This window comes from Tolypothrix campylonemoides VB511288_2 (assembly GCF_045999855.1).
Lineage (GTDB): Bacteria > Cyanobacteriota > Cyanobacteriia > Cyanobacteriales > Nostocaceae > Scytonema > Scytonema bouteillei_A.
Genome location: NZ_JBFPMW010000003.1, coordinates 429,080 through 452,639 on the forward strand (window position 1 = coordinate 429,080; position 23,560 = coordinate 452,639).

General features: G+C 42.5%; 13 protein-coding genes and 1 pseudogene. 7 read left to right on the forward strand and 7 right to left on the reverse strand.

The window, feature by feature from the left end; genetic code table 11:
- Positions 1-172 precede the first annotated feature (172 nt).
- The 3 genes from AB0756_RS10685 to AB0756_RS10695 all read right to left on the reverse strand — a co-directional run bounded on the left by AB0756_RS10685 (position 173) and on the right by AB0756_RS10695 (position 9,656).
- Positions 173-5,683 carry a trifunctional serine/threonine-protein kinase/ATP-binding protein/sensor histidine kinase gene (locus AB0756_RS10685; protein WP_237265816.1) on the reverse strand — a complete coding sequence of 1,837 codons (5,511 nt, stop codon included), beginning with the start codon at positions 5,681-5,683 and terminating at the stop codon, positions 173-175.
- A gap of 868 nt (positions 5,684-6,551) precedes the next feature.
- Positions 6,552-8,582: an elongation factor G gene (gene fusA / locus AB0756_RS10690; RefSeq protein WP_038074113.1), complete on the reverse strand. Its 2,031-nt coding sequence runs from the start codon at positions 8,580-8,582 to the stop codon at positions 6,552-6,554.
- 165 nt (positions 8,583-8,747) lie between these two features.
- Complete coding sequence (locus AB0756_RS10695) at positions 8,748-9,656, reverse strand: isopenicillin N synthase family dioxygenase (protein WP_038074110.1); 909 nt, start codon at positions 9,654-9,656, stop codon at positions 8,748-8,750.
- Between the two features lie 188 nt (positions 9,657-9,844).
- Here AB0756_RS10695 and AB0756_RS10700 point away from each other — a divergent pair, with 188 nt between their 5' ends.
- The gene (locus AB0756_RS10700; RefSeq protein WP_038074107.1) at positions 9,845-11,371 is read left to right on the forward strand and encodes a bifunctional metallophosphatase/5'-nucleotidase; all 1,527 of its coding nucleotides are present in this window, start codon (positions 9,845-9,847) and stop codon (positions 11,369-11,371) included.
- A gap of 19 nt (positions 11,372-11,390) precedes the next feature.
- On the opposite strand, the gene AB0756_RS10705 is transcribed toward AB0756_RS10700, so the two are convergent.
- Both AB0756_RS10705 and AB0756_RS10710 read right to left on the reverse strand, forming a co-directional pair.
- A complete protein-coding gene (locus tag AB0756_RS10705) occupies positions 11,391-11,987 on the reverse strand; it encodes an IS630 family transposase (RefSeq protein WP_202048575.1) in 597 nt (198 codons plus the stop codon).
- Complete coding sequence (locus AB0756_RS10710; protein WP_038092057.1) at positions 11,939-12,337, reverse strand: helix-turn-helix domain-containing protein; 399 nt, start codon at positions 12,335-12,337, stop codon at positions 11,939-11,941. Before AB0756_RS10710 ends, AB0756_RS10705 begins: the two co-directional genes overlap by 49 nt.
- Before the next feature lie 468 nt (positions 12,338-12,805).
- Here AB0756_RS10710 and AB0756_RS10715 point away from each other — a divergent pair, with 468 nt between their 5' ends.
- From AB0756_RS10715 to AB0756_RS10735, 5 genes are all read left to right on the forward strand, one after another.
- Positions 12,806-13,285: a GNAT family N-acetyltransferase gene (locus AB0756_RS10715; protein ID WP_038107251.1), complete on the forward strand. Its 480-nt coding sequence runs from the start codon at positions 12,806-12,808 to the stop codon at positions 13,283-13,285.
- A 379-nt stretch (positions 13,286-13,664) separates the two neighbouring features.
- A complete protein-coding gene (locus AB0756_RS10720) occupies positions 13,665-14,132 on the forward strand; it encodes a DUF3592 domain-containing protein (RefSeq protein ID WP_038107254.1) in 468 nt (155 codons plus the stop codon).
- 156 nt (positions 14,133-14,288) lie between these two features.
- Positions 14,289-15,566, forward strand: coding sequence for an APC family permease (locus tag AB0756_RS10725; RefSeq protein ID WP_038107257.1), 1,278 nt, complete (start codon positions 14,289-14,291; stop codon positions 15,564-15,566).
- 47 nt (positions 15,567-15,613) lie between these two features.
- Entirely contained in the window at positions 15,614-15,874 is a 261-nt protein-coding gene (locus AB0756_RS10730) for a hypothetical protein (protein ID WP_038107260.1), read from the forward strand.
- Positions 15,875-15,897: 23 nt separating this feature from the next.
- Positions 15,898-16,728: a cold shock domain-containing protein gene (locus AB0756_RS10735; protein ID WP_038107262.1), complete on the forward strand. Its 831-nt coding sequence runs from the start codon at positions 15,898-15,900 to the stop codon at positions 16,726-16,728.
- 263 nt (positions 16,729-16,991) lie between these two features.
- Here AB0756_RS10735 and AB0756_RS10740 read toward each other — a convergent pair whose 3' ends face one another.
- Positions 16,992-21,845, reverse strand: coding sequence for an NB-ARC domain-containing protein (locus AB0756_RS10740; RefSeq protein WP_237265815.1), 4,854 nt, complete (start codon positions 21,843-21,845; stop codon positions 16,992-16,994).
- 596 nt (positions 21,846-22,441) lie between these two features.
- On the opposite strand from AB0756_RS10740, the gene AB0756_RS10745 reads away from it, so the two are divergent.
- Positions 22,442-22,981, forward strand: a complete 540-nt coding sequence (locus AB0756_RS10745; protein ID WP_038075290.1) for a retropepsin-like aspartic protease family protein — start codon at positions 22,442-22,444, stop codon at positions 22,979-22,981.
- A 39-nt stretch (positions 22,982-23,020) separates the two neighbouring features.
- Here AB0756_RS10745 and AB0756_RS10750 read toward each other — a convergent pair.
- Positions 23,021-23,500: pseudogene (locus tag AB0756_RS10750) on the reverse strand (RNA-guided endonuclease TnpB family protein); the annotation flags it as partial.
- Positions 23,501-23,560 lie beyond the last annotated feature (60 nt).

Sequence of the window (23,560 nt, forward strand, 5' to 3'; positions counted from 1 at the left end):
ATGTATCACCTATGACCACCTCAGCATTAATTAGGAAATTTTTCAAGAAATAGCAATTAATTTAAATTTTTGGATGCGCTAAGGATAAACGATCTCAAATTTCGTTTAGATGAGAGAAAACTTTATTCTCAGACAACTCTTAGAATCAGCAACTTTCTTGCAATGGAAGGGATTATACCGGAAGAGCGATCAAAAATTCCGAACCCTGTCCGGGAACGGAATGGACTTCTAAAACCCCTTGGTGCTTTTGGACAACAATTTGATGGGCAATTGATAATCCCAAGCCAGTCCCTTTGCCAACAGCTTTTGTGGTAAACAGATGGTCGAAAATTTTGGTTTTCAATTCCTCAGGGATTCCCACCCCATTATCTTTAATCCCAATCAGAACACTTTTATTTTCTGAGATGTATTGAGTTTGAATCCGAATACAAGCTGTTTTAGCGACCGATAAGTCTTCAATGGCATCAATGGCATTCGCTAAAAGATTCATAAAGACTTGATTGAGTTGTCCGGGAAAACATTTGACTAATGGTAACTCACCATATTCTTTAAGAATTTGAATTTCCGGGCGATTGCCATTGGCTTTTAAACGGTGTTTGAGAATCAACAAGGTACATTCAAGACCATCATGAATGTTAAAAGGGACTTTGGTATCAGTGTCGGCGCGGGAGAAAATCCGCAAGCTAGTACTGATATGGCGAATGCGATCGGTTCCCAGTTTTAAAGAGTCAATCAGTTTGGGAAAATCTTCCCGCAGGTATTCGAGATCTATCGCTTCGAGTTGAGCTAAAATTTCAGCACCAGGGTGGGGAAATTTTTCTTGATAAAGGTCAATCAGGTGAAAGAGATCGCGAAGATATTCTTGTGTTGGTTGTAAATTACTCGCAATAAAGCCCACAGGGTTGTTAATTTCGTGTGCCACACCCGCCACTAAATTCCCCAAAGCAGACATTTTCTCATTTTGAATAAGTTGGAGTTGCATCTGCTGCAAGTCGCTCAGAGAATGTTCGAGTTGCTCGGCGTAGCTTTGCATTTGCAGGTAGAGGTCTTGGGATTTTTGATAGAGGCGAGCGTTTTCTAGGGAGATGGCGGCTTGGGAAATCAGAAGGTTCAGCACTTGCAATCTCTCGGAGGTAAAGGCTCCAGTGGTCAGAGAATTCTCTAAGTACAAAATTCCAATTAACTTTCCTTGATTGAGGACGGGAGTACACAACAGACTCTTGGGTTTGTATTGATTGAGGTAGGGGTCGCTGACAAAGGAATTTTCCGCAACAGCATCATCAATCACTAAAGTTTTGAGCGTGTTTTTGACGTAGTTAATCAGGTGAAGGGGAACTTCCAAACAAGACTCAACAGGAATTGATTGCAGAATAATTGGGCTCCCGGAAAAGGTCGCAAGCGCCTCAACAACCAAATTGTTGCCATGAGGTAACATCAAAGCACATTTTTTGGCTCCGGCGTTTTCCATGACAACTTGCATCAATTTATCGAGTAACTTGTCCAATTCAATTTCGCTTGCTAGAGTTTGTGAGGCTTCGATCACACTCGTCAAATCGAGTTGTTCGGAAACACTGCTACTACTTGAGGGTATTAATGATGTCGTTCCACCGGACACTGTAAGTGTATCGCTAGAATTGAGAAGATTTGTGTCCGGTTGTAGAATGGAGTCAAGTAAATGAGGATAGCGTTTTTCTAAGTCAGAAACTTTTGCGTTTGCACTCCACCGAGCATAGCAATAGTAGGCATGGGTCATATAATCTTGAGCAACTCTTTGTTTCCCCCATTCGAGGTAAAAGCGAGCAGCTAATTCCCGAGCGAGAGCTTCTTCATTAAGGTACTCATTCTCCTGAGCTAGAGAGATAGCGAGATCGTACATCTCGATCGCTTCCGATTTTTGCTTGAGCACTCGATGTCTTTCTGCTTCCACCAAATAGAATTTGTGTAGATAATTCATCGGTGCATGATGCGCCCATTTCTGTAATTTTTCCTGATTGATACGTACCTTCTCAAGAATCATCTGTTGTTCTTGCTCTGGGGTTTGAGGGTAAATTGCCAGTCGCGAGAGTGAATCGTAAAAATAGATAAGTACCGTGACGATTTGTCCTGTGCTAGTATTGAAATAGTCTTCTACTAACGCTGCATATTCTAAAGCTTGCTGATATTCTCCAAATAGATAACATAGATGAAGTTTGCTGAAATAAAAAAATAAAAACCCCAATTTATTGTTACTTTTTTGGAAAAGTGGCAGTATTGTTTCTTCATCAAAAGATTCACCAGATAATAGGCAGGGATTGTCAGTTCTTCCTAGTAAATTCAGAACGATTTGTCGAAACACGGAAGCGCAGCCTAACGAAATCTCTTGTTTGAGTTGACGAATGGTATGATTGTAGGATGCCATTTCGGATTCTAGTAGGGTGAGTTCCCTGCCAATGCAGTATGAAGTGTAAGAATGCATTTGAAGAGAAAAAGCGGCAAATTCTAAATCACCCGTTTCTAAAGCTACAGAATAAGCTTCTAACAAAGGTGATAAAACTTGTCGGGGATGGTTTTTCCAATGCCCGATCATGCCATAAAATGTTTGAATCACTTTAGCTTTCACTTCTTTGGCATTAAACTTTGCCCATAAATTTAAAGCCAGTTTGCCATATTGATATCCTTGCTCTATGTCTTCCATTATCCCACCCAATATTAACCCATAACACAAGTATGCAAAAGCTGATAAAGGAGCATTGCCATATTGGAGTGACAAATTGACCTGTTTTAACAAAATAAGTGGCAATAATTCAGGGACTGCATGATAGGAGTAGGTGATGATAAGTGATAGGATACGTAGAACTGCTAAGAGCGTGACGTCCGTCATTTCCGGTAGATGAATTAAATCTTCAATCGACTTTTCTTTCAAATTGACAGTGAGTTCTAACTGAGCTTGCTCGAGATCGGACTTCTTGGGATTCACGGGCAATTCTTGTCCCAACATTTTCAGGACGCTTAAGGCTGTATATACAGCTTCTCGAGGTTGATTTTGTGCTCCTAAAGTCATAATTTTGACTTCATAAACTTTGACTTTATCGAGCACGCCAGCCGCTTTTTCTAACACAATATCTGCCAATTGTGTCACTTGTTCAAAGTGGCCCGCCAAGTATGCTACCTCTGCTGCTTCTTGATGCAAGATGAGGGTTAACTCGTAATGAGTTTCCCAAGAATGATTTCCCAGAAGTTGCATGGCCGTCGTTAAGTGTTTGTAAGCATTTGTGTAAGCCGTGGCCGTTTTGGCTTTTTGCCCTGCTACCAGATTTAATGATGCTAAATTCTCTCGCTCGTTTGGAAGAGTGATTAATTCTAAACCTGCATTGAATTGATTGACAATTTCAAAGATTTTCTCTTCTTGTTGTGATTTTGGCGTCTTGCTTAACAGCAGTTGCCCAATTTTCAGGTGCGTTGCTTGTTTTTGGTCTTGAGGAATTAACGAATACGCTGCTTGCTGTACTCGGTCGTGAAGGAATTTATAGTTGGCTAATGGCTCATCGCTTATGGTTAATTGTGCGGAGCGATCTGCTATAAGTGGTTGATTGTACTCGCCTTCGTTTTGATAAAACTTATAAACTTCTGTTATGGGAATCACCAATCCTTCCTCTAGCGCTTTCCACAAATCGGCAGATGTCTCACCTAGCGATTGTTCGCAGACAATTGCCAGAGTTGCCAAATCAAAAGAGTTGCCAATACAGGCTGCTAATTGCAAGAGCGATTGCGTGGCTAGAGGCAATTTCTGCAATTGTCTGACCATAAACTCCACAACATCCTCGTTCGTAGCTAACATCTTCACTCCCGTCAGATCGCACTCCCAAGTACCGAGTTGATAGTCAAAACTCATCAAACCTTCATCGTAGAGAAACTTCAGAAATTGATTGCTAAAGAATGGATTGCCTTGCGTTTTTTGATAAACAAGTTCTGCTAAAGGTTGGGCGAGTGGTCTCGAACAACTCAGGGTATCGGCAATCAATTCGTTGATGTTGCTTAGACTTAGGGGTGTTAAGGTGATTGTCTTGATACTCGTCTTAACATCTTGTAAAGTCAGCATCAATGGATGTGTACTCGAGACTTCATTATCTCGGTATGCTCCTATCGTCAACACATAGCGTGTCTCTGTGATTAATAGCTGTATCAATTTCAGTGATGCTTGGTCTGCCCACTGCAAGTCATCCAAAAATATCACTAAAGGATGCTCAACAGTTGCAAACACTTGGATGAATTGTTGAAACAGTAAGTTAAAGCGGTTTTGTGCGGCGGTTGCTGATAATTCTAAGACCGGAGCTTGCTGACCAATAATCTGTTCGAGTTCTGGAATCACATCAATCAGAATTTGACCATTTTCACCCAAGACTGAGATGATTTTATTTTTCCAAACCTGTAATTGTGCATCGCTTTCTGAGAGGATTTGCCCCATCAAATCTTGCAATGCTTGCACAAATCCTGAGAGGGGAAGGTCGCGTTTGTATTGCTCGTACTTACCTTTGATAAAGTAACCTTGCTGTTTGGCAATGGGTTTGTGAATTTCGTTCACAACAGCCGTTTTCCCAATCCCAGAAAAACCCGCTACCATTACAATATTCGATATTCTTGATAAAGTATTTGTGAGTTCATCTGTTGCGAGTTGTTTTGCCTGTGGACGCGCTACCCGTGCAAATGCCTCAAGCAATATTTTGACTTCCTTGTCGCGTCCGTAAAGTTTCTCCGAGATCAGAAAGCGATCGCATATATCTCGTTTTGCTAGTTCAAATGTACCAATTTTGCCTGTTTGTTTCAAGCTCTCGAGGCACATTTCCAAATCATGTCTCAGCCCAAAAGCACTTTGATAGCGATCTTCGGCGTTTTTTGCCATCAGTTTATTGACGATGGCAGAAACAGTTGGGGAAATTGTCGGAGCGATGTGATGAACCAGTGGTGGAGTTTGGGCAATATGAGCGTGAATTAACTCCATGGCGTCATTGCTTGCAAAAGGTAATTGTCCTGTAAGCATTTCAAACAATGTCACCCCCAACGAGTAAAAATCACTGCGGTAATCAATCCCGCGATTCATCCGTCCGGTTTGTTCTGGCGATAAATATGCTAAAGTCCCCTCTAACACATTGGGACACGTTAGAGTTTGAGTTTCTCTTGGCAGTAGAGAGGCGATACTGAAGTCAATCAGCTTGACTTGCTTTGTCATCGGATGAATCAGGATGTTGGCTGGTTTGATATCTTTGTGAATGATTCGAGAGCGATACAATCCTTCCAACGCGCTCACTATTTGAATCGCAGTTTCCAGAAATTCATCAACAGACCCCCCATAACACGGATGCTGGTTGTCACAGACATAATTCTTTACATAATCCTTTAAAGATATACCCCCAAAATCCTCCATCACCAAAACGTAGCTGTTCTTATAGCGTTCCAAACTATACGTTTTAATTACACCTTCTAAGTTAAGATTTTTGGTGATGACGAACTGATTGCGGAATTGTATGAGTTCTCTAAAGTTAGGATACTCACTCCGCATTCTTTTAATAATAACTGGTTGCCGATCTACTTCCCTAATCCCTCGATAAACTACAGTTTTATGACCTGAGTATATTTGTTGAGAAATAAAATAACCAGTCAAATTCACCATAGCTGCCTCTATCAAATCCAATTTTTTTCTGCCCATACAAACTTATTCTTCCCATTGATATAGTGAAATTACCAAGTACAACGCACAAATTTGGTTTTCAAAACGAGCAAAAGCGCTGACTGCTACGGTTGGAATATCAACCCATTTTTGACAGGAACTCTTGTTCTTAGCGGTTCGGATGGTACTTATCTCTTCGGGGACATCTCTATCTGGACAAAACATTGGGGGATTGAAATCGCGGCTATACAAGTTAAGTCAGCCTGTACTGACTTCATACTTACCTCAACTGAGTCCCGTATGATGTACTAAACAGCCTTTAAAGCCTTACCCTCGAATCAATATATTCATTGGGAATGCGTTCGCGAAGCGTGCTGGAGGCAATCGCTTTCCTTAAACGCTTTTGTGACTCCAGGCAGAAGAAAATTGAAATACCTTACACTATATAATACTTAAAACTCCCTGTAGATGTAAAAGTATGTCTGGGTTTTCTTTTATATATGCCGATCGCTCTCTTGATAAAGTTGCTTACATAGAAATCGTGTTTACCTTAAAAAAATAGCAGCGTCAAATCGTACTTCAATCTTACGATAAAAATTTTACAGCTATTCCTAAGTGTAGTATTTTTCCTGGCTACACCTGCAATGGGAGCCCAATATCAAGGAAAGGATATTGATGGCAGAAAGCTACCTGCCACAGTCTACTATGGGGGTACTGGTGGAGTGTAAATTAGCTTGAACCAACAAGAATTTAATAGTTTTTTCAGCGTTTAAGGTAAAGCGATCGCAAAAGTTATACTAAGTCTTTTTTGTATACTTAATTATATTTTTTTAAAAAAAATTAAAGAAAAAATAATGTAACCGAAAAATTTTGTAAAGACGCGCCATGGCGCGTCTCTACGTTCAACTTAAATTTGACGACGGTAGCAGGCGAACTCCATTGAAAAAGTTGCCATACCGGAAGTCAGCGATCGTAAGGCTGTAGAATAGCCAAACATTTTTTCCAAGGGGACTTCAGCCCGAATAACCGAGTCGCCTTGCATGGTTTCAGAACCCAATAGCAAACCACGACGGGATGAAAGATCGCCCTGGACTCTTCCCACAAACTCGTTAGGTGTTTCTACCTCTACAAGCATAATGGGTTCGAGTATAGCAGGCTTTGCTCGGGCAAATGCTTGCTCAAAAGCTTGATGCGCCGCCGACCGGAACGCGAATTCCGAAGAATCAACAGGGTGATAGGAACCTCCTTCCAAAACCACTTTCACCCCAGTTACGGGATAACCTTCTAACAATCCTGATTGCATTGCTTCTTTGAAACCTTTTTCACAAGCAGGAATGTATTCCTTAGGAATCGCACCACCAACAACCTTATTTTCAAACACAAACGGTTCGTCTGAAGGTTCAATTCTGCCAGTGACATGGGCAAACTGACCGGAACCGCCTGATTGTTTTTTGAGTCGGTAGTCGAAACTAGCTTGTTGCAAAATGGTTTCTCGGTAAGCAACTGCAGGCTGTCCCACATAAACCTCAGCATTGTACTCGCGCTTGATGCGCTCAACGTAAATTTCTAAATGGAGCTCTCCCATACCAGAAATGAGAGTGTTATTTGATTCCGGATCTACGCTAACTCGGAATGTCGGGTCTTCCCGTTGGAAACGGTGCAGTGCTTTCGCAAGACGATCTGTGTCTTCTTGCTTCTTGGGAGTAATTGCCAGAGTCATGACTGCTTCTGGAATAAACATTCCTTCCAAAGAAACTTGCATTTCTTCAGAACACAAAGTATCTCCAGAGGCGCAGTCAACACCCAACAGAGCAACAATATCCCCTGCGACAGCAGCTTTGACTTCTTCTCGTTTGTTAGCATGCATCCTCACCATACGACCAATTTGCACTCGCTTTTCTGTTCGGGGATTGTAAACAGTATCACCGGGCTTTAATGTGCCTGAGTAAATACGAGTGTAGGTTAACTGTCCAAAAGACTCTACTGTTAACTTGAATGCTAGAGCAACCAATGGACTGTCAGGTTTGGAATAAATGGGAATCTGAGGTTGGGAATTCCGTTCATTTGTGCGCTTCAGGGCGACGACAAACTTATCTACAGGAGAAGGAAGGTAAAGGGTGACTGCATCCAACAAGTTTTGCACTCCTTTGTTTTTGAAAGCAGAACCCAGTAGCACTGGAACTAGTTCCAGTCTTAGGGTTGCTTGTCGAATAGTCTCCCAAATCAGTTCTTTAGGAACTTCTTCACCTTCTACTAACATGGCTGTCATTGATTCTGAGAACAATGACAAAGCATCAAGCATTTTTTCCCTTGCTTGTTGTGCTTCACCCTTAAGAGTGTCAGGAACTGGATTTTTTACCCAGTTCTCCCCGTTTTCACCCTCATAGTAATTTGCAGTCATTTCCACTAAGTCAATGACTCCGTGAAATTGGTCTTCACTACCAATTGGGTGCTGAAGTAACACCGCATTCAGCCCAAGGCGATCGCGCATTGCTTGCACAACACGAAAAGGGTTTGCACCAGCCCTATCCATTTTGTTGACAAACGCCAAACGCGGAACTCGATACCGCTTCATTTGACGGTCTACCGTAATCGACTGTGACTGTACACCCGCGACAGCACAAAGTACCATAATTGCCCCATCCAAAACCCGTAAGGCACGTTCAACTTCTATCGTAAAATCCACGTGTCCGGGTGTATCAATAAGATTTATTTGGGTATCATTCCACTGACAGGAGGTTGCAGCTGAGGTGATAGTAATGCCATGTTCTTTTTCTAACTCCATGAAGTCCATAATGGCACCTTTGCCACCTCCCCGTACTTCCTCAATATTATGGATTCTGCCAGTATAAAATAGAATTCGCTCCGACAACGTGGTTTTACCAGAATCTATGTGGGCAGAAATACCAATATTGCGGACGCGTTCTCGGGGTTTCATAAACTTCCTTTTTGCAAAATGGACAAATAGCTACTGTCTCAACAGTAACTATCATTATATATTACATTCATACTACAAAAATGTAAAGAGCTACGGTTTGCTAGCGATCGCCATGCATTTCTACAATCGCCCAGTAGGAAAGAGTTGTTTGCTTGACCATACCTGCTAATATGTTGCTCGCAAGCGACTCAAAAGGTATTCCCCTGCAAGAATTGGGGGATAAACAGGCAACAATCCCCTTCGACAGCTTTCCAAACAAGCAATTTCTGTATCGTCGTTTGGATGTGTGAAAAACGCTATCGAGTACCTCGACTGCTTCACCCTATCATCATTAGGAACAATCACCCGATGCTTAGTAGAACAAAACACGTGATTTGTCCACCGTTCCATTAAATCCCCAGTATTAACTATGATAGTATTAGGAATCGTCGGCGCTGCAATCCATTCACCCGTTGCTGTCTGAACTTCTAAACCTCCGACCTCATCCTGAAACAGCAAGGTAATACTGCCATAGTCAGAATGTGTACCCGCACGAACCTGTAGGGGTAATGGTGGTTGTAACAATGGGGGATAGTGCAGCAATCTTAGAGTATGGTTGTGCCGATCGTGGTTAGTGGTAAAAAAATCGAATGGCAATTGCAAAGCGAAAGTAAAAGCTTGCAGCACGCGATCGGCAAGTGTTGTACAAGCCTCATGAAAGTTGAGAATGCAAGCGTAAAATTCCAAGTTATGAACAAATTTGTTACTATCAAAAAATTCTTTGTCTACATTAAAAGCTTCTTTTAAATCGCCTGGTTTATTGGGGTCGAGGCGTTCTCTCCCTACACCAACATAACCACAGTTGCTAAATTCATCACTCCAAGCAAACTGCTGCTTTACTGACAAAGGTAAATTGAAGAAGTCTTTGCTCTGTATGAATACTTGCTCAATCAGGTCTTGAGATATACTACAATTTTGTAAATACATAAACCCAATTTCATGACAAGCTACGTAGATTTGCTCAACTACACTTTGCCTAGCCCTTGCATCATCACTGGTAAAGAGAGAAAAGTCAATGACCGGAATATTATCCATATGACTCGTGAATTTTAGTTTTTAAATTTTAATTGTATTTAACAACTTTTATGTCATGCATTGCTACTCATGAGTAAGCAATTGTCTTAGTAGCAGGAGTACCTCTCCCGCAATACTTTACAATCCCACATCATCCAAAACATTAGATAATAATAGAAACACTAAAGTACGAGTTTCCAAATTTAAAAATGAAACTTATTTTTCAGGCATACAGTGTAGTTTTACAAGTATTAGCAGCAGTAACCTTAGTGACTCCTGCACTTGCAGAAATTGTAAATATTAACCTGCTACAACTTAACGATATCTATGAAATTACTCCTGTCGAGGGTGGAACTCGTGGTGGTTTAGCGCGTGTCGCCACCCTACGAAAACAACTTTACAAAGCCAATCCCCGCACCTACACCGTGTTAGCAGGAGACGCTTTTAGCCCTTCGGCTTTAGGAACTGCCAAAATTAATGGTACACCTCTAGCAGGTCAGCAAATGGTAGCTGTGATGAACGCCTTGGGGTTTGACTATGCGACTTTTGGTAACCACGAATTTGACTTACCCGAAAATCTCTTCTATCAAAGATTGCAAGAATCTCAATTTCGCTGGATTTCCAGTAATGTATCCGCTCGCACCGGACAACCTTTCAAGGGCGTTCCCCGCTCAATAGTATTCAATGTTAAAGGCGATCGCGGTGCTGTGGTTAGGGTAGGATTAATTGGTGTTACCCTCAATAGCAATCAGCCTAACTACGTCAGTTATACCGATCCGATTGCAACAGCCAAACAGCAGGTGATAGCACTAAAGGGTAAAGCTGATATTATAGTTGCCATCACTCATCTATCAATTGAAGATGACCGCAAACTAGCCGAAACTGTACCGGAAATCGACATAATTCTGGGTGGTCACGAACATGAAAATATCCAGCAATGGCGGGGTCGGGATTTTACACCGATTTTTAAAGCAGATGCTAATGCACGTACAGTTTACGTTCACCAATTGAGTTACGATACTATTGATAAAAGTCTTGCAATTAACTCTCGATTGGTACCAATTACCGAAAAAATTCCTGACGACCCAAAAACGGCAAAAATAGTTAAGGAATGGCTAGAACGAGGTTATCAAGCATTTCGTGCTGCTGGTTTTGAGCCAACTCAGGAAATTGGTCAACTGACATTTGCGTTAGATGGTTTAGAATCTAGCGTCCGCAATACATCTACAAAGCTGACAGAGTTAATTGCTGAGGCGATGTTGCAGGAAGTACCTGACGCAGATTTAGCTGTCTTTAATGGTGGTTCCATTCGCATAGATGATGTTATTCCCCCAGGACCAATTACCCAATTTGATGTGATTCGGATACTGCCTTTTGGGGGTAAAGTTGTTGCAATAGAGATCGATGGTGCGCTTTTGCAAAGAGTCTTGGATCGAGGACAAGCTAATAAAGGTACTGGTGGCTATTTGCAAACAGCTAAAGTAAGCCAGCAAGCCAATTCAAAAAATTGGTTGGTTCAGGGTCAACCTCTTGACCCCAAACGCACTTATAAAATCGCTATCAATGACTTCTTAATTAGCGGTAAAGAAAAAGGGTTGGACTTCTTAAATCTTCAACAACCGGGGATTAAACTGATTGCCGAAAAACGGGATATTCGATTTGTCATGATTGACCGATTAAAGCATCAAGCAACTTCTAGCAATTTGCTAAAATCAGACAGTTTAAATTATCCATAATTTACAGCAAATTCCGATGTTATGAGGTACAATAACAGCACTTAGTGAACCAATTTTTTAAATGTTGAGGATTCATCAAGTCGAGAGCAACAGAGATAACTTTATCAACCATTTCGGTTGTAGTTGGAGAAAAAGTACGTAAAAAAGATTTAAGTTGTGACCACCATAATTCAATGGGATTAAAATCAGGAGAATATGGAGATAAACACAAGACTTTTGCACCTACAGATTCAATCATTGGTTCGATTGATGCTAGTTTATGTGCCGGTAAATTATCCATAACTACTACTGCTCCCGGCCATAATTGAGGCAATAAGAACTTCTCAATAAATCCTTCAAAAGCTAGGCTATCCATTGAGTTATTTATTGTCATTAATGCCACAACTTTTTTAAGACTTATTGCTCCAATCACCGTAACTTTTGCTCCCCGGTAAAATGGCTTCATTTCATATACTCTTGTTCCCTTTTGTGAACGTGCATGCGTTCTTGCTAAACCCAGTATTACCCCTGTTTCATCTAAAAATACCAAGTTTTCTGGCTCTATCTCCTTGACTTTTTCCCAATATTCTACTCTGAGTTTTTGAACTCTTGGAGTTGCTGCTTGGCTACTCCGCAATGTTTTTTTTTGCGATTTAATCCTAATTTTTGTAAAGAACGACACATTGCCGTCTGACTCACCCAATTACCTGTCTTTGCCGCAAATAATTCACAGAATTCCACTATTGTTGCATCCGGATTCTCTGACACTAGTTCTCTTAACTCTAATTCCGCATTTGTCAGATGACTAAATCGTGGCTTACCCGGTTTTAATGGTTGTAAATTACCATGACTTTTTTGTTGCTTTACTAGCTTTTGTACTAAACTTTTGCTCACTGCAAATCTGAGTGCTACTTGACGAATCGAGATTTTTTCCTCAATATGCGCTGCCACTATTTTTTCTCGAATATCTACTGAATATGCTTTCATGACAGTATTATCTTTTGATTTTATTAATACTAACTGTACCTCATAACATCGGAAACTGCTGTATTTGTTCATGCCACATCGGTCACAAGTAACCTTGAAGAAGGCTCAACTTTGAAAAGTTAGCGACAAATTCGTACCAGGGCGATCGCTTCATATGACTTGAGAACTGTACAGCCGTATTTTTTATTTTCTTATTTGTTAGTTTGTTACAACTTCAGAGTTATAGCAATCCTAAATGAAATATAAAAATAAGAGTGAAAACTGCTAATAGCTAATAGCTAATGGCTAATGGTCAAAAAGCCATTAGCTATTAGCAATCAAAATTTTTTACAAATGATTTAGGATTTCTATATGCCTTCAACACAATGAGTAAATAACACCTAAAAATGTAGTATTTTTGTAACACGAGTGTTTAATTTTCTGTTACGATGCTACTGATACCTTGTACTCAGCGAAGTCCGTACTTATATGCGAATTGAACCATACGAAGATAGTCAGCTTGATGCCGTCAAAAGTCTTTCGCTTCGGGCATGGGCTCCAGTCTTTGATTCGATTGAGAAAGCGATGGATATTGAGGTGTACCGCTCATTTTATCCTGAGGGTTGGCGTTTAAGTCAGCTTCATGCTGTCGAGTCCGTCTGTGTAGAAGCAGACATGAAAGTGTGGGTTGCTATCGACTCTGATTCAACCGTGGGTTTTATAGCCGTGAAGCTCTACTCAGAGAGTAGAATGGGGGAAATTTACATGATTGCCGTCGATCCAGACTATCAACGTCGAGGTATTGGCACCGCTCTAATGGAATTTGCTCTTGATTGGATGAAAGTTGCTGGAATGTCTGTTGCTATGGTCGAGACTGGAGGTGACCCCGGTCATGCTCCAGCACGTTGTGCATATGAAAAGCTAGGTTTCAGGTTGTTACCCATCGCTAGGTACTTCAAGAAGTTATAGCTGCACTCGGGTTTAAAAATGCTCCGAGCGATTGTCACGTCCGTATTTGAGTTGAGCCTTTGATATTAGAAATCGTCTAGTGGAACTAGCTCGCAAACTTAACTGGGATGACATGGAAGCACGACGACAGCGAGACAACCAAATCAAAGGGGAATTCTACAGATGAACAAATTTTTGGGTTAGATAAGAGACCTACAAAATGAATGTGTTCTGGTAAATTCAAACCCACCAACTTGCTGGCAAATGATGGCTAGTTGAGAATACAGATCCTGGAATATGGCACTACGCTTCAAAGCTTATCTAGAGGTTTCCCCTAGTTTTACCCGATTGTGACCTAAATTAATAGTTCAATAATAGTTTCAAACATGTCACAATCTCTATGAGTAAAATTATCATGTTAATTGGTTCAGTCATGGGTGGTGTTGGCACTATACTTAGTGTTGCAGGCATAGTCAATGGACTGAATACTCGTTCTTTCGTCAGTCAAGCAATACCAGCACAAGGGACAGTCGTCAATTTAATCAGACGCTTCTCAACTGATAGTGATGGTGAAGTTTCCGAGCTTTACTATCCAATGGTTAGATTTACCACAAAATCTGGACAAGAAAGGATATTTGAATCTAATACAGGTAGCTACCCACCACGATTTTCTCTAGGTCAACAGGTAGAAGTGTTATATAATTCTCAAAATCCCAATTCTGTCAATATTAATTCTTTTTTTAGTCTTTGGGGAGTGACATTTGTTTTGACTGCTTTAGGATCGGTTTTTCTGGTTATTGGGGGATGTTTAATAATCATACCGTTGACAAAGAAGGGGCTTTTTACACAGGCTAAGTATCAAAAGTAATTAAACCCAAAATGCTGTTGCTGTAACAAAAAGTCTGGCGATCGCATTAAACAGCAGATGTAAGAGTTTTATATAGAATTTCGATATTGATTTACGATAATATGTTTCTGTAGTCTCTATCTCAACAAAAGGTGTGTTGTGTCACAGAGAACAGTAATGCCCCAATTACGAAGAGAATTAGGGGTGATGGGTGCAACGATGATGGGACTGGGCTCGATTATTGGTACAGGTGTATTTGTAAGTATAGGCATATCTGCTGGAATTGCTGGACCTAGCGTTATACTTGCACTGGCGTTAGCTGCTTTCGTTGCCACTTGCAACGGTCTAAACAGTGCTCAGTTAGCTGCCAATCATGCTGTCAGTGGTGGAACTTATGAATACGGCTATAAGTACCTTAATCCTTGGTTTGGTTTTACAGCAGGCTGGATGTTTCTCTTAGCCAAAACTGCTTCAGCAGCCACGGCTGCATTGGGTTTTGCTGGCTACTTACTGACTACTACCAATCTTATAGGTAGTGGCTTTTTCGTTCCTACGGCTTTAATAGCTGTGGCTATTCTGACTCTAATTGTTCTAAGTGGGCTTCGGCGCTCTAACCTGATTAATATCATCATTGTATCGATAACGCTGCTATCTTTATGTTTCTTTGTGGTTGTTTGTTTGCCAAGTGCCATCGAGAATAGTGCTAAAAATCTTACACCTTTTTTTACGGGAAATACTGCATCCTTACTCCAAGCGACTGCGCTCATGTTTGTAGCTTACACGGGTTATGGTCGCATTGCCACAATGGGTGAAGAAGCAAAAGAACCGCGAAAAACTATTCCCAGAGCGATGGTTGTCACCTTATTGCTGACGATGCTGCTTTATATAGCAGTGGCGGTGGTTGGTATTGGAGCAGTGGGAGCAGATGTTTTAGGCAAGGTCACTCAACAAGTTCAAGCTGCACCGCTTGAACTTGTTGTCCGCAACGTTGTAGGTTCAAGCGGTGGTGTAGTCTTAGCTCTTGGAGCCATGACTGCAATGTTAGGCGTGCTGCTGAATTTGATTCTAGGATTGTCTCGCGTGGTATTGGCAATGGCAAGACGCCGAGATCTACCTGGAATTTTGGCAAGGTTGAATAAGTCAGAGACGACACCAGTTTGGGCTGTGTTGGTTGTTGGCATTGCGATCGCTCTTTTGGTTCTGATTGGAAATGTAAAAACGACTTGGTCTTTTAGTGCCTTCAGCGTTTTAATTTACTACGCCGTCACTAACTTGGCAGCACTACAACTACCTCCCCAAGAACGGCTCTATCCTAAATGGTTAGCTTGGGCGGGTTTGGCTTCCTGTGCTTTCTTAGCTTTTTGGGTAGAACAACAGATTTGGTTAGTAGGTTTAACGCTCATTGCTGTTGGGCTAATCTGGCGTGTCATTGTAAGATTACTAACTACAGACTAGTACAGACGGATCTGGTTAGTTTAATCTTTGCTATTGCACCCCTCATAATGACTGCCTTCAATCCTGAAACTAGTTACGAAGATTTGTGGTTAGACTATGAGGGTGTAACCCACGCTAAACTCTATGAAGATTTGGTCGGCAGCTTTTTAGGAAATTCCCCTTGGCAATTCAATGAATATTGTTTACCACAAACGTCTGATTTTCAAAAATGGATATATCACAACATGGTTGTAGATGATATTTACAAGGGGTTACTTACAAACATATTCTCAGAAATTTATAAGATTGTTGTAGCGCTTAATATTTAGAATTTTTGCACGGGTGCAGCTTTATGACCGCAAATTTACAACCAGGGGATCGCTTTATAAATGCCGAACTGCCGAATCACAAAAATGAACTGGTGAAGCTTTCCGATTTCACTCAGCCCAGCCTGATGGATCGTCACATGGGTTTTACCGACGGTTACCCGTTGATTGTTGTCTTCTATCGAGGCTTCTTTTGTCCTAGAGATCGAGAACAGCTTTCCCAGTTAGTACGGTTTCAAAGTGAATTGGCAGTCAATTACGGCTCCTTGGTAACAATTAGTGTGGACCCGCCTCTAGTTCAAGCTGCTTTCCGGGCTGGATTGGGAGCACAGTGGTCGTTTCTATGTGACGAGAAACGCGAACTGATAAAGCAAATTAATATTTTAGATAGCACGGAAGGTGAGTATGCCTATCGCGCTCAACCTTATACTTTTATTTTGCGTCCCGATTTAACCATCTACAAAATTTACAACGGTTGGTTCTTTGTCGGGCGACCAACACTTGAAGAATTGCGGCACGATTTGCGGGCAATTATGGAGACGCGCTCCGATTACCGCTATGAAGCTTACGATACCGACCAAGTCAAACAAGTTCGCATCCCCCAACAAGAATGGTTGAATGGTGGACCACCATTGGGAGCCAATGGAAGAACTGTGTTGCAAGGAACTGTACGTTGGTTCGATCTCAAAACGGGCAATGGTGCAATTGGCAGAAATGACGGTGGTGAAGATGTCTTCTTCAACTTCACCGCTATTCCAGGAGAGGGATACCGTACCATATCAGCTGGTACGGCTGTCAAATTTGAGTTAGCCCAAAGCCAGTTTGGTTGGGTAGCTCGCAACGTGCGATCGATGTAGAGCAAAGCTTGACTGAGAGAAAAAATTTACTTTTGAAATGCGATAGCGTAAGCGCTAAGGGCTAAAGCCCTATCGCTCTTTTCCAAGAGCATAATTTACCAAGCTTTCATTTAAGTAGAAAGGCGCAAAAAAACCGAAGTATGTAACGAAAAGTAAAGTTGCCTAAAAACCTCTTCCCTTCTGCCATCTGCCCTCTGCCATCTGCCTTGTCATGACGATAATTTTTAATACTGACCTACTTATTATTAATACGCCCAGAGTAGTTATTGCCACCATCGTGCCACATTTGAGATAGCACAACTCGCTTCTGCTATTGCCCCCTGACCTCCTAATGCAAAAATAACTGGAACTAGTGTTTTTATATCTCTCAATAAATTTTGACGAGTACGAAGAGATAACTCATGAAGTGTCTGCCCCCAGACAGGAAAAAGTAAAGTCGTTGGTATCTTTGACAAAGGGAGAGCTAAGGCACTTAAGGTATGGGCGCGATACTCCTCAGATGGAATCTCTCCGGTTATGGCAAGTGCTTCTAGTAATAGCTGTGGGGGCCATTTGTCAGCTAAGGCACTTAGGGTATAGGCGCGATGCTCCTCAGACGGAATGTCTCTGGCTATGGCAAGTACTTCTGGTAACACTGAGGGCAGTTTGGTAGCTAAAGAACTTAGGACAGAGGCGCGAGGAGACTCATCCTGAATGTCTCTGGCTATGGCAAGTGCTTCTGGTAATAATTCTGGTAGCAGTTTATCAGCTAAGGCACTCAAGGTATTGGCACGGTTCCACTCATCCTGAATGTCTCTGGTTATGGCAAGTGCTTCTAGTAATAATTCTGGTGGCAGTTTATCAGCTAATGAACTCAGGGCAGATGCACGAGGAGACTCACTCTGAATCTCTCTGGCTATGGCGAGAGCTTCTGGTAGTAATTCTGGTGTCAGTTTATTAGCTAAGGCACTGAGGGCATTGGCGCGGCTCCACTCATCCTGAATTTCTTTGGCTATGGCAAGTGCTTCTAGTAATAATTCTGGTGGCAGTTTATCAGCTAATGAACTCAGGGCAGAGGCACGAGGAGACTCACTCTGAATCTCTCTGGCTATGGCGAGAGCTTCTGGTAACACTGAGGGCAGTTTATCAGCTAAGGCACCCAAGGCATCGGCGCGACGAGATTTAGACGGAATCTCTCTGGCTGTGGCGAGAGCTTCTGGTAAGACCTGCGGCAGTTTATCAGCTAAGGTACTTAAGGCATCGGCGCGACGCCACTCAGATTGAAACTGTTTGGCTATGGCAAGAGCTTCTGGTAATAATTCTGGTGGCAGTTTGTCAGCTAAGGAACTCAGGGCATCAGCGCGAGGAGACTCACCCTGAATCTCTTTAGCTATGGTAAGAGCTTCTGGTAATAATTCTGGTGGCAGTTTACCCGCTAAGGAACTCAGGGCATCAGCGCGAGGAGACTCACCCTGAATCTCTTTGGCTATGGCAAGAGCTTCTGGTAATAATTCTGGTGACAGTTTACCCGCTAAGGAACTCAGGGCAGAGGCGCGACGCCACTCAGACGGAATCTCTCTGGCAGCAGCGAGGGCTTCTGGTAAGACCTGCGGCAGTTTGTCAGCTAAGGAACTCAGGGCAGAGGCGCGACGCCACTCAGACGGAATCTCTCTAGCAGCATCGAGAGCTTCTGGTAAGACCTGCGGCAGTTTGTCAGCTAAGGAACTCAGGGCAGAGGCGCGACGCCACTCAGACGGAATCTTTCTGGCTATAGCCAGAGCTAATGTTAACATTGAAGGTAGTTTCTCAGCTAAAGCACCCAGGGCATCGGCGCAATACTCCTCATCCTGAATTGCTCTGGCTATAGCGAGAGTTTCTGGTAATAATTGTGGCGACAATTTGTCAGCTAAGGAACTCAGGGCAGAGGCACGACAAGATCGATCTTGAATCTCTCTGGCTATGGCAAGAGCTTCTGGTAATAATTGTGGTGGCAGTTTGTCAGCTAAAGAAATCAGGGCAGAGGCACGATGCCACTCAGACAGAATCTCTTTGGTGAGAGCAAGAGCTTCTGGTAATAATTGTGGTGGCAATTTGTCCGCTAAGGCACTCAGGGCAGAGGCACGATGCCGCTCAGATGCAATTACTCTGGCTATGGCAAGAGCTTCTGGTAGCACCTTCGGCAGTTTGTCAGCTAAAGCACTCAGGGCACAGACGCGATAAGACTCATCTTGAATCTCTCTAGCGATCGCAAGAGCTTCTGGTAATAATTGTGGTGGCAATTTGTCAACTAACGCACTCAGGATATCGGCGCGACGAGTCTCAGACGGAATTTCTCTAGCGGCAGTAAGAGCTTCTGGTAACACCTCCGGCAGTTTGTGAGCTAAAGAACCCAGGGCAGAGGCGCGGCTCAACTTATCCTGAATCGCTCTGACAGCAGCGAGAGCCTCTGGTAATAATTGTGGTGGCAGTTTATTAGCTAAGGCACTCAGGGTAGAAGCGCGGCTCCACTCATTCTGAATTTCTTTGGCGGTAGCAAGAGCTTCTGGTAATAATTGTGGTGGCAATTTGTCCGCTAAGGCACTCAGGACAGAGGCGCGGCTCCACTCATCCTGAATTTCTCTGGCGACAGCAAGAGCTTCTGGTAATAATTGTGGTGGCAATTTGTCCGCTAAGGTACTTAGAGCAGAGGTACGACGAGACTCATCCTGAATTTCTCTGGCGACAGCAAGAGCTTCTGGTAACACCTCGGGCAATTTGCCAGCTAAGGAACCCAGGGCAGAGGCGCGGCTCAACTTATCCTGAATCGCTCTGACGGCAGCAAGAGCTTCGGGTAATAATTGTGGTGGCAATTTGTCCGCTAAGGTACTCAAGGCTAGAGCGCGACGAGACTCATCCTGAATTTCTTTGGCGACAGCAAGAGCTTTTGAGAGTGCTAATTCTTTTGCGTTTGATGGCAAACAATTGACTAGCTCCGCAAGCAATCGTGCTTTTAGCTCTGAATTCGAGCTTTGCAGGGTATAAGCTAATCCTTGTTCTGGAGTCCACACATTTTTTTTCACTAATGCTTGCAGCAATTCTACTGGTACATTAGCTGTGAGACTATTCAGGGATGCAGTCATCAGAGCATAACGGCACTGTAGTGCTATTGACTGCGAAGGTTCTTCGTGAAACATTTCTTCAGCTAAAAACCAAGCGCGTGCTATGTCAGTCACAAAAATGGCATTTTGCCCATTGCTCGCACACGCCTCATACCACCCATTGCGTCCTAACGGAGTTTCCTCCTGTAACAATTTGTGAATTTCCTCTTTTTTACCCGCCTTTTCTAAATGCCAAACAAGACGCTGATATATATAACCATCACTTGGTAGGGTATGCCATAAACCATTTTCGGTTTTTTCTCGGTACCGCTCCAAAAACTGGCAGTGAGCATCACTCAACTTCAAACCCAATCCAGGCAAATCACCATAACGTTTTGGTTTTTCAGGAGCAGTTAACAAATTACGAGCTAAGTCATGAAATAAGTCGTGCAAACGGTAAGTGGATGTACCGTTAAGTAAAGTCTCACCAGGTAATAGCAGCGCCTTACTTTGTAAGTATTCCAATGTATCAGTTGCATCGCGCTCATCCTCTAGATTCCAAAGTGTTACCGTCATTGAGTGAGTAATGGTTGCATCCTCTGGTAACACCCCGAGCCAAATAAAATTTTGCCTTTCTTCTTCTGGCAATCGCTGTACGCTTAAATTTAATGATGCTCTTAAGCTAAGACGTTTTAAGGAAGCTTCATCAGTCATATCACGAGCTTCAGGGTCATCAAAAGTTTTTAACCGAGCAATTTCAAGTTGAATATCTTGTAATAAGATTGCCCAAGACGTACCACTTGCAATCTGGGCTGCTGCCAATTCCAGTGCTAGGGGGAGATACCCAACCTCTTTTGCTAAGGTTTCAGCTTCCTGACACTCTGTCCCTATCATGTCACGTCCTAACTTCTTTGTCAGCAGTTCTATAGCCTGGGATGGTTTCATCACATCTAAGCTATAGATACTCGCTCCTAACACTTTAGCGATCGCACCCTCCCGAGTTGTAACCAGTACCTGACACTTAGAACCACCTACATTAAATGCTTGTGCGTGCTTTGTATCCCAGGCATCATCTACAACCAACAGCACAGCTTTGTCATATAACAGGGTACGGAGATGATTGGTAGCGGCGTCTGTACTGGTTGGCTTAAAGTTATAGTCGCCCAAAGCCTGTACCCAACCACTCAGTAGGGAAAGGACATCGGGTTGCTGACCCAGAGTTGCCCAAAGAATGCCATCACAAAAATGAACTTGTATATCTTCGTCATGTGCTAAAGCAGCTGTAATGGTCGATTTGCCCACAGAACCTAAACCGTGAATGGCGGTCACTGCTAAAGTGCGATTATCTAATGATTTTTTAAGGAGAAGATTCTTTAAATCTTGGCTGTACTCTGGGCGGTCTACAAAGTGAGCGGGTAGGGGTGGTGCTTGAAAATTTCTACCTTGAGGGAAACGGTTTTTATAGATATGTTTATCTATACTGGCTTTTCTTTGCAAAACTGGAATTTGCCCTTCGTTCGGATGTTCTAATTGAATTGCAACCAAACCTTCCTCAAAAGCCCTTTGAAACACATCAAGATTATTTGAAGTTGCGTAGCCCAATCCATCGTAAAATCCAATAGCAAATGCGATCGCTGCCTTATCTCCAATGGGCTGATTCATCCCGATCGCGTAATTGACGTGTTTGCTAATTGCAGTAGCTTGTTTGTCAGAATGACAGACATTAAGCAGTACGCATTCCACATAATCTGCGTGCAACTGAAACAGTGATGCTAGCCCTTTTGCTGGAACGGGCTTGTTTTCTCCTGAGTCATCTTCTAATAGCAAGCTACCATCTTCTAGCCCGTGTCCGCAAAAATGAACAATTTGGGGTTGTTCTTCTGCAAGAGCGTGGCGAATATCCTGAGTGCGGACAGCAGTTCTAATCTTAATCTCGAAGACATCCCGCTTTGCAGCACGGCGGATAGCTTCTTCAATTGAACGAATTTCCTTGTCCAAGCGTAGTCCGTGGGGAATGGCAGCCAGAATCAGAATTGTTTTGATACGCGGGCCGTGACTCATAAACACTTGGAGAAAGGTTTAATACCTACAAGTTGACATATTAGACAGAATATGGGGTTAAGAGAAAGTTGGCAAGAGAACTCTGAATCAGAGTTCTGACTAACTTTCACCTTCACCCAGAACGCTACAATCAAACCAGAGCCACAAAAAAGTCAAGGTGTTCAAAGATTATGGTAGCCATTACCCAACAACCCCAAAAAATGACTGCTGAGGAATATCTCGAATGGGAACAGAGGCAAGATGTTCGTCATTCGTAATTTCTCATGAGAAAGTTAGAAACGTGCAAAGTAAAAACCGCATAGAGGCTCCCTGACAATGATGGTTTGTACTGCTTTTGCGTGGGATTGAATCTCGTTAACACAACCAAAGCATACCAGTAGTTAAGCCTGTAAAGAAGTTTATATTTTGCAATATAATAACCGCTCGCGACCAAACACCTTGGTAAAGTGCTTTAACCGCAAGCGGTGAGACCAGTGCGTTCCCTTGTGCGTAGCACGCTCATCCGCTCATTGCTCTGTGACAGTTGGCTGTTTGTTTCTCTGCTCCTCTGGGTAAATTAGTTATAGGCAGGTAAGCATGAGGATTGGGAGAATTGGATGAAAAGGGTTGTGGGTAGATGGATAAAAACAATTGCATTGGTCTCCACTTTGGTGTTTTTGGCATCCTCAGAGAGAATAACTGCTCAAGACATGGGAGCCTGCTACATGGTAACGACTTCTGGTAGAGCCATAAGTTTGGGAAAATTATGCGGTGTTACACCTTCAGATAAAGGGGTTTTTCGGATTCCCATCAAACGCCGTATGGGAAAAACACCAGTTGTGGACGTTACGTTTAACGGGCATAAAACTTTTGAAATGATTGTTGATACGGGTGCTAGCATAACTCTAATCACCTCAAACATGGCAAATACTCTAAAGCTTAAGCCCACAGGTAACATGCAAGCAGAAATTGCTGATGGTAGTCAAGTCAAATTTTCTCTGAGTCAAGTGAATTCCATTGCTGTTGGTGGCGCTGTGGTGAATAATGTTGAAGTTGCGATCGCTCCAAAAGCGGGTATTGGACTGTTAGGTCATAATTTCTTCGATAACTATGATGTCAAAATTTTAGGAAATGTTATCGAATTTTCTCGGCGTTAAAATCGATCGAGCGGTATGGATCTCACCTTTTTCAATTGTAGTTTCTCTACTGATTGATGGATAAAAACAACCATCTTTGTAAGTAAGTGCTTGTCGTGGGAACGTAACTGCTGCAAGTCCACCACTTTTTCTATATTGTGGTAAAGATGGTTTATCTACTTCACCTCTGTAGTAGGCATTTACCAATCCGTTGTACGAGGTAATTGACTCACCTACAGATTTCAATGTTTGCTGTACGGCTTGTGCGGCAAGAGCCTTGTAATGTGGATTGTCCTTAAGAATTTTATCGAGTTCGGGATAAGTCGTGAAACATTTATATGTCTTCCAACCATGCCGTAACTCATCACCTTTCCAGTAGATTGTGAAAGCATTGCCTGACTCTTCTAGTCTTGAATAATGAGTTTGACGAACATGATAAAGAGCACAATTAATCAAACTGTTGGCGTGTTGGCATTGGTCGAGCCAAAATGCTTCTTCAATATCTGTAAACCTTGCTTTTACTGGCAAAGTTTTATACACTTGTCCTCACCTTCTGTTGTTGATTATATTAGATACTACATACTTTAGCAACTAAAATCA